Genomic DNA, 8,366 nt, shown 5'->3' with positions numbered 1-8,366 from the left:
GGATTCATCACAGGTTCCACAATCTCCGCCAATGGCGGGCAGTTCTTCGCGTAAGAACGGCAACCCACAGGTTTCTACGGCATTCCGGCGATTCAATAGATTGAAGAAATGCCGCAGATCACCGGACCCTGATCGCAAAACGGCCCGCAGTTTTCTGCGGGCCGTTCATGTTTTCCGTCATGGTTTTTCCGTCGTGGCGTCGATCAGTGCGACAGTCGGATAATCTCTTCCTTCAGACGCATTTTCTCTTTCTTCATCTGGTTGATGCTGACGCTATCCGCTGCGGGACTGCGTTCGGCAGCCTTGACCGCATCCGAGAGAGATTGGTGTTTCTTGCGAAGTTCCTCCACATGGGAAGCAACCGACATGCCGTCCTCCTGTTTTCTTGGTCGAACAGGATGAGTTCACCACAGTTTCATCTTCCTGTCACTTGATTTAGCGCAAGCCCAGATCGATTCCCCGGCCTTCGCGCAGAACCTGCTGCGCAGCCGATGTCAGGTCCTCAGCATCCTCGAAATGCTGGGCTTTTTCATGCATGACGAAAGGGGCGAGCAAGCGAAGCGGTGCTTTCCCGCCCTTGCACGCGATCACGATCGCTCGACCGGCGGGACGGCCCGCGCGCGCGGCAATGGGCAGGATCGTCACGCCCCCCGCCGCACCTTCCAGCGCCACCAGCAATTCGCCAAGCCGGTCGATTCGCTGGATGACGGTCAGCCAGCCGCCGGGGCGCAGGCGCCGCAGCCCGGCCCGGACCCAAAGCGCAAGCGCGGTGCTTTCGTGTCGCGCGGTGCCGCGGCCCTGATCGGGCGCTTCGGTCCCGGCGGTGAAATAGGGCGGGTTGGCGATGACATGGTCGAATGCCTGCTGGCGCAGCGCGGGGGGCATCTGCGCCAGATCGCCCTGATAGATTTGCGCCTCGATCCCGTTTTCCTGGGCATTCCGCCGCGCGAGACCTGCATATTCGGGCTGCAACTCCAACCCCGCCAGATGCAGGCCGGGGACGCGCGCGCCAAGGCAAAACAACGCCACCCCTGCCCCGCAACCCAGTTCCAGCACCCGCTCGCCCGGCCTGGCGGGGCATGCGGCAGCCAGCATCACCGCATCCGCGCCCGAACGATAGCCGCGCGCCGGTTGCCACAGCCGCAACCGCCCGCCCAGGAATCCGTTCGCGACCGACGGATTCATTCGATGCCGTTGTCGCGCAAGATCGCGCGCGCCATGAAGAAATCCCGGTCGATCACCATCAGCCGCCGCGGCAAGATCCCCAGCGAGCCTTCCAGCACGCTCATGTGCTGGTCCAGGGGAAAAGCGGTGATGCCCTCCGATGCCAAAAGATCGGCGGCCCGGGTCACAAGCAGGGGGTCGGTCGTGCGCAGCAATTCCTTCATGGCAAGAAAAGGTTACGCGGCAGTTGCGAAACTGTCCATGCCGTGGCAATGGCATGTCTGCGAAAGGAATGCTGATGGGTATGAACGATCAGGTCGCCAAGCCGCTGGACCGGCTTTCCGGGTTGCTTGCGCAGGACATGGCCGCCGTGGACGGGCTGCTGCAACAGCGCATGGCCAGCGAACACGCGCCCCGCATCCCCGAGGTCACGGCCCATCTGCTGGGCGCCGGGGGCAAGCGGTTGCGCCCGCTGCTGACGATCGCCTCGGCCCGGCTGTTCGGATACCGTGGCGATCATCACCACCTGCTGGCCGCCACGGTTGAACTGATCCACACCGCGACCCTGCTGCATGACGATGTCGTCGACGAAAGCCGGCAGCGCCGGGGTCGCCCAACCGCCAACCTGCTGTGGGACAACAAGTCCAGCGTGCTGGTGGGCGATTATCTGCTGAGCCGCAGCTTCCAGATGATGGTCGAGACGGGCAGCCTGCGCATCCTGGAAATCCTGTCCAATGCCAGCGCCACCATCGCCGAGGGCGAGGTTCTGCAACTCAGCGCCGCGCAGAACCTGCGCACGGATGAGGACACCTATATCAAGGTCGTGCGTGGCAAGACAGCGGCGCTGTTTGCCGCCGCGACCGAGGTGGGTGCGGTCATCGCCGGTGCGACCGAGGTGCAGATCCGCGCGTTGCGCGATTACGGCGACGCGCTTGGGATCGCCTTCCAGATCGTCGACGACCTGCTGGATTACGGCGGGGTGGCCGAGACGATCGGCAAGAACACCGGCGACGACTTCCGCGAACGCAAGCTGACCCTGCCCGTTATCAAGGCCGTCGCCGCCGCCGATGCGGAGGAGCGCGCCTTCTGGTCGCGCACCATCGAGGCGGGCGACCAGCGCGAGGGCGACCTGGAACATGCGCTGGAATTGCTGGCCCGCCACGGTGCGCTGGAGGCCGGGCGCCGCGATGCGCTGGACTGGGCCGCCCGCGCAAGGCAGGCATTGGACGCCGTCCCGCAGGGTGATCTGCGCGATATGCTGGCCGATCTGGCCGATTTCGTCACGGCCCGCGTCGCCTGAGGCCGTTCCAGCAGCCAGCTTGACGACAAGCGGGGCACTGTGACCGCCGCCGCGACGGGAATGCTGGATTTCCCGATCCTCGCGATCAACAACATCGCGCCCTTTTCGCCCTTGGCCGGCATGTTGACCGCTTTGCAGGCCCTGGGATGCCATCCGGCCCCGCAGGGATTACTGTTCGCGGAAGGCGCGGGTGAAATAGTCGGTCAGGGGTTTCATCAGATAGGCAAGCGGGCTGCGTTCGCCGGTCTGTATGTAGACCTCGACCGGCATGCCGGGGACCAGCGCGCGATCGCCCAGCTTGAGGATTTCCTGCACCGGGATCGAGACCTCACCACGGTAGTATGATACCCGCGTCACCTCATCCATCAACGCATCGGGCGAGACGCGCTCAAGCACACCCTCGATCTCGGGCGTGGTGCGCGAGGAAAAAGCCGAGAAACGCAGCACGACGTTCTGGCCCGCGTGAACCTCGTCGATGTTGATGGTGTTGATGCGCGCGGCGATGACCAGCGGGCGGTCCTGCGGGATCAGATACAGGATCGGTTCGGCCGCGCGAACGACCGAGCGCGGCGTGGTCACCTGCATTTCCTGGATGACACCCGACACCGGCGCGCGGATTTCCAGGCGCGAGATCTGTTCGCGCAGGCCCCGGCGCCGCTCGGCCAGTTCCAACTCGCGATAGCCGAGGTCGCGCAGTTCGGATTCGGCCTGCTCACGCCGTTCGGCGCTCTTTTCCAGCCGCAGCAGGTCGATTTCGGTCAGGCGCGTCACCGATTGCGCACGCTGCGCAGCGATTTCGCCCAATTGCCCCTCCAGCCGCGCGGCCTCGCGTTCAAGGCCAAGCACCCGCGCGGATTGGGCAAGTCCGCGGTCCAGAAGCGAACGCTGGCTTTCCAGCTCTTGCAGGATGAAGCCCCGCTGCTTGTCCAGCGCGGCGCTTTGCGCGTCGATGCCCTCGATCTGGGATGCGACCTGTTCGGATTGCTTGGCAAGCTGGCCAAGCGACTGTTCCAGCGTTTCGCGCCGGGCATTGAAAAGGCTCTGCTGTCCCGATATCAGCGCGGCCAGCGTGGGGCTTCCCGCCGCCTCGGCCAGCAATTCGTCGGGAAAGGCGATGCTGCCGCGGTCGGCCCGCTCGGCCTCCAACCGGCCACGGCGGGCAAGGATCTCGTAATATTGCCCCTCGACGATGGCCAGTTCGGTGTGCAGCATCGTGCCGTCCAGCACGATCAGGGGCTGGCCGGCCTCGACGGTCTGACCATCGCGGACGGTGATTTCCTGCACCACGCCGCCATCGGGGTGCTGGACCACCTGCCTGCGCTGCTCGACCTCGACTTGTCCCGAGGCGACGACCGCGCCCGCGATCCGCGCGGTCGAGGACCAGATGCCGAAGCCGCCGAACAGGACCGCGATCCCGATAAGCCCGACGATGATCGAGCCGCGCGCCGACCAGCGTTCCCGCGCCCGGGGGCCGGCAGCCTCGACGCTGTCGGCGGGCTTCGCGCGCAGGATGCGGTTGCCCGCGCCAGTGGCGGGTTTTTCGACCGGCGCCTGCCGGGTGGGGGGTGTCGGGGTCATAGCACGCCTCCGCCCTTGCCCTGGGACTGGCTGATCTGTTCGGCATTCCTGACCATCTGGCGCAGCACCTCGTCGCGCGGGCCAAAGGCACGCCGCATTCCGTGATCCAGCACCAGCAGCAATTCGCATTCCGTGATGGCGGCAGGACGATGGGCCATGATGATGACGGCGCCGCCGCGCGCCTTGATGGTCCTGATGGCGACGTTCAGCGCCTCGGACCCTTCGTTGTCCAGGTTCGAATTCGGCTCATCCAGAACGAACAGCACCGGGTCGGCGTAAAGCGCGCGGGCAAGGCCGATGCGCTGGATCTGCCCGCCCGACAGCCGCCCCCCGGTCTGCGTGATCTGCGTGTCGTAGCCCTGCGGCAGGTCCAGGATCATCTGATGCGCCGCAGCCGCCCGCGCGGCGGCGACGACGCGCTGCGGGTCGGGCGCGGGCGACAGCCGGGCGATGTTTTCGGCGATGGTGCCATCGAACAGCGTCACCTGCTGGGGCAGGTAACCGATCAGGCTGCCCAGCACGTCGGGTTCGTATTGGTCCAGCGTCGCACCGCCCAGCCGGATCGAGCCGGTTGCGATCGGCCATGCCCCGATCAGCGCGCGCGCAAGGGTGCTTTTGCCCGACCCCGAAGGCCCGATCACGCCCAACGCCTGCCCCGGCGCAAGGCCGAAGCCGACGCCGCGCAGGACGGGCGAGCTTTGTCCCGGCGGCACGACCGAGACCTGGGCGGCCTCGATCCGCGCCTCGGGGCGCGGCAGGGGGGTGCGGCCCACGACGGGCGGGCGGCGCGAAAGCAGGCCGGACAGGTGGTCCCATCCGTCGCGCGCGCGCTGGAACATCGGCCAGCCGCCGACGATCTGCTCGATCGGGGCCAGCGCGCGGCCCATCAGGATGGACGAGGCGATCATTGCGCCCGGCGTCACCTCTTGCTGCAAGACCAGCCATGCGCCGACGGCCAGCATGGCGCTTTGCAAAAACAGCCGGAAGGTGCGGGAAAACACCGTGAAGCCGGTCGCGCGGTCGCTGCCCAGCATCGTCGCCTCGGTCGCGGCATCGCGCGCCTCTTGCCAGCGGTGGAAGGCCGCGCCGCGCATGCCCAGCGATTCGACGATCTCGCCCTCTTGCCGGTAGAGGTCGGCCATCCGGTCCGCCCGCTGGCCCGCGATGCTGCCCGCTTGCAGCGGCACCCGGCCAAGCCATTGATTAAGCAGGGTCGCGCAGACCAGGATCACCATTCCGCCCAGCGCGACCACGCCCAGCAGCGGATGGAACATGAAGACGGCGGCCAGAAAGACGGGCGCCCAGGGAATGTCGAAAAAGGCCATCATCACGGGCGAGGCGATCATGCGCTGCACCGCCTCAAGGTCGCGCAGGCTGCCTTGCGTCACCGCGTCGCTGCCGCTGGCCGCACCGTCCTGCAAGGCGGCGGCGAAGACCCGAGGCTCCATCCGTTCCTGGAACCGGGCGGCGACCCGCGACATGATGCGGTTTCGCGCGACGTCGATCACGCCCATCAGCGTGAACAGGAAGACGACCAGGATGAACAGCGCCGTCAGCGTCTCGACCGAGCGGCTGGCCAGCACACGGTCGTAGACCTGCAACATGAACAGCGGCCCGGTCAGCATCAACAGGTTCACGGCAGCAGAGAAAATCCCGACGAACAGGAAAAGATGCCAGGTCAGGCCGCGTGCGCGACGCAGTTCCGCTTTGCCATCATGTCGCATCGGCGGCGTGGCCATAACCCGTAAACCTTTAACAACTGCACAAGGGCCATGCCCATGCGCCGTCCCTTATCCCATGCGGCGCCACCGCAAAAGCCTGCGCGGCGAAATCCGGCGCCCATTCGCGAATAATGGCGCATAAAGATTACGAAAGTCTTGCCCCAAGACGGCCCGACCCAAAAAAAAGACGCGCCTTTTCGTCAATAGACCCCGTCGATGCCCCGCAAGGCACGGGACAGGGCGTCGTCTTCGACCGGGGCGTCGGGCGTCAGCGGCGGCGGATCCTCGCCCCAGTCGCTCGATGTCGTCTCGCCGGGAATCTGGGGCGCCGTTACCTGACCGTCGGCAGGCTGCTCCTGGACGACGTTCTGCGGGGAGGGCTGGCCAAGCGCCTGCGACAGCGCGGCGGCCAGCGGGTCGGCGGTGCCGTCCGGCCCGGCGCTGATGACGTTGGGAACCGCGCGATCCAGATCGGGGTCGAAGCTGCCCAGGGGGTTGGCAGGCAGGCCCTCGTGGATTTCGGTCATGACGGCCTGCCAGATCTCGGCCGGAAGGCCGCCGCCGGTCACGCCTTGCAGCGGGGTGTTGTCGTCATAGCCCATCCAGACGCCGGTCACATATTGATCGGTAAAGCCGATGAACCACGCATCGCGATAGCTGGAGGTCGTGCCGGTCTTGCCCGCCGCCTCGCGTCCGGGCAGCCTTGCGCGCCCGCCGGTGCCGTTGTCGATCACCTGCTTCATCATCCCGATCAACTGCCGCGCCGAGTTCTGCGAAATCACGCGCGTCCCGATCCCGCCCGCCTGCCCGATCAGCGGCTGGTCGTCGCCCTGGATGCGCAGTTCGATCAGGCCATAGGGCTTGACGGCGGAACCGCCGTTGCGAATCCCCGCATAGGCGCCGGTCATTTCCAGCAGCGTCGATTCCGACACGCCCAGGCCCAGCGAAGGACCGCGCGCCAGGTTGCTGGCAAAGCCGAAATCCTCGGCCACGCGGCGCACGGCGTCGCGGCCCGCGGCCTCTTGCAGGCGGATGGTCGCGGTGTTCAGCGATTGCGCCAAGGCCGTGGTCAGCGTCACCTGCCCGCGGAAATTGCGGCTGTAGTTCTGCGGCGACCAGGGGCGCGAGCCGGGGACGTTGATCGTCAGCGGCCCGTCGGTCACCAGGTCGTTCGGGCCATAACCCTGGTCCAGCGCGGCGGCAAAGACAAAGGGCTTGAAGCTGGATCCCGTCTGCCGCTTGGCCTGCGTCGCGCGGTTGAAGACGCCCGCCACGGTGCTGTCGCGCCCCCCCACCATCGCGCGCACGGCACCATCGGCGGACATGACGACGACGGCGGCTTGCGCCTTGGACCCTTCGGCCACCTTTTCGTCGAAGATGCGGTTGAGCGCGCGTTCCGCCGCGTTTTGCAGGCGCTGGTCGAAGGTGGTCAGGATGGTGACATCCTCGGTCGTTTCGCTGGTCAGGAAGCCGGGGCCGGATTCCATCACCCAATCGGCGAAATACCCGCCCGCCCGCGCGGCGGCGGCGCGCGACAGGACCGCGGGATTGGCACGCGCTTCCTGATAGGCGGCGTCGTCCAGATAGCCCTCTTCGCGCATCACGCCAAGGATCACCTGCGCGCGGTCCTGCGAACGCTGAAGGTTCGCGGTCGGCGCGAAATAGCTGGGCGCACGCAGCAGACCGGCCAGCATCGCGGCCTCGGCCGCGTTCACATCGGATGCGGGCTTGTCGAAATAGCGCTGGCTGGCCGCCTCGAACCCGCGCGCGCCTGCACCCAGATACGAGCGGTTCATATAGATGTTGAGAACTTCTTCCTTGGAATATTTCGCTTCCATAGCAATGGAATAGGGAACTTCCTTGATCTTGCGCCAGATCGAGCTGCGGCGGCATTCGGCCTCGAACGCAGCCTCGTCCTTCCATTGGATCGGGTCGAAGGTCTCGCCCAGGCAGAGCAGCTTGGCCACCTGCTGCGTGATGGTCGAGCCGCCATGACCTTCCAGCGGGCCGCGCCCGGCGGCCATGTTGATGCGGATCGCGCCGGCGATGCCGCGCGGATCGACCCCGAAATGCTGGTAGAAGCGGCGGTCCTCGGTCGCGACGACGGCATCGCGCAGCACCGGCGCGATCTTGTCGGCGCTGACCATGCCGAAGGTCTCGCCCCGCCAGGCAAAGACGCGGCCCTCATTGTCCAGCATCGTGACCGAGCCGCGCGCGCGCCCGTCAAACAGCGCCGAAGCCTCGGGCAGGGTGGTATAGTAATAGAAGCTGGCGCCGCCCAGAATCAGCAAAAGCGTCAGGCCAAGCCGCCAGATCGACCCCCAGATCACCCGCCAGATCAGCGAGATGAAGCCCGCGAATCCTGACGTGACCGCGCTGCCGACGCGCTTCTTGTTGCGCTGGCGACGGGGTTTGCGGGGGCGCTGCGGGTCCGAGCCGCGCTTCTCTGCGACGACGCGCGAACTGCCATTGGGTTTTTTCATGCCTGTTATCCTGCCCGGCCTGTTCGTTGGCGGCCTTGTCCGGCGGAATATAAAGCAAGTTTGCGGGCTTGAGAACCTCGCTGAACCAGCCGTGATCGCGCCGTGCGCCGGACCGGCGGA

The 8,366-nt window shown here is 66.4% G+C and carries 7 protein-coding genes; 1 reads left to right on the top strand and 6 read right to left on the bottom strand.

Going from position 1 to position 8,366, the window contains the following annotated elements; translation table 11 throughout:
* Window positions 1-203: 203 nt before the first annotated feature.
* The 3 genes from Q0O97_RS15025 to Q0O97_RS15015 form a co-directional block, all read right to left on the bottom strand.
* Complete coding sequence (locus Q0O97_RS15025; RefSeq protein WP_294931077.1) at window positions 204-368, bottom strand: YdcH family protein; 165 nt, start codon at window positions 366-368, stop codon at window positions 204-206.
* A 67-nt stretch (window positions 369-435) separates the two neighbouring features.
* Window positions 436-1,185, bottom strand: a complete 750-nt coding sequence (locus Q0O97_RS15020; protein WP_294931074.1) for a methyltransferase — start codon at window positions 1,183-1,185, stop codon at window positions 436-438.
* Complete coding sequence (locus tag Q0O97_RS15015) at window positions 1,182-1,388, bottom strand: DUF2007 domain-containing protein (protein WP_294931071.1); 207 nt, start codon at window positions 1,386-1,388, stop codon at window positions 1,182-1,184. Before Q0O97_RS15015 ends, Q0O97_RS15020 begins: the two co-directional genes overlap by 4 nt.
* 74 nt (window positions 1,389-1,462) lie before the next feature.
* Here Q0O97_RS15015 and Q0O97_RS15010 point away from each other — a divergent pair, with 74 nt between their 5' ends.
* Window positions 1,463-2,464, top strand: a complete 1,002-nt coding sequence (locus tag Q0O97_RS15010; protein WP_294931068.1) for a polyprenyl synthetase family protein — start codon at window positions 1,463-1,465, stop codon at window positions 2,462-2,464.
* A gap of 168 nt (window positions 2,465-2,632) precedes the next feature.
* Here the strand turns inward: Q0O97_RS15010 and Q0O97_RS15005 are convergent, their stop codons facing one another.
* From Q0O97_RS15005 to Q0O97_RS14995, 3 genes are all read right to left on the bottom strand, one after another.
* Window positions 2,633-4,042: an HlyD family type I secretion periplasmic adaptor subunit gene (locus tag Q0O97_RS15005; RefSeq protein WP_294931065.1), complete on the bottom strand. Its 1,410-nt coding sequence runs from the start codon at window positions 4,040-4,042 to the stop codon at window positions 2,633-2,635.
* The gene (locus Q0O97_RS15000; RefSeq protein WP_294931063.1) at window positions 4,039-5,781 is read right to left on the bottom strand and encodes a type I secretion system permease/ATPase; all 1,743 of its coding nucleotides are present in this window, start codon (window positions 5,779-5,781) and stop codon (window positions 4,039-4,041) included. Before Q0O97_RS15000 ends, Q0O97_RS15005 begins: the two co-directional genes overlap by 4 nt.
* Window positions 5,782-5,963: 182 nt before the next feature.
* Window positions 5,964-8,246: a PBP1A family penicillin-binding protein gene (locus Q0O97_RS14995; protein ID WP_294931061.1), complete on the bottom strand. Its 2,283-nt coding sequence runs from the start codon at window positions 8,244-8,246 to the stop codon at window positions 5,964-5,966.
* Window positions 8,247-8,366: the final 120 nt, after the last annotated feature.

Origin of the sequence: uncultured Paracoccus sp., from assembly GCF_945915435.1 — a bacterium.
Classification (GTDB): domain Bacteria; phylum Pseudomonadota; class Alphaproteobacteria; order Rhodobacterales; family Rhodobacteraceae; genus Paracoccus.
The sequence above is the reverse complement of the archived record's forward strand: the minus strand, read 5'-3'. Positions and strand labels throughout refer to the sequence as shown.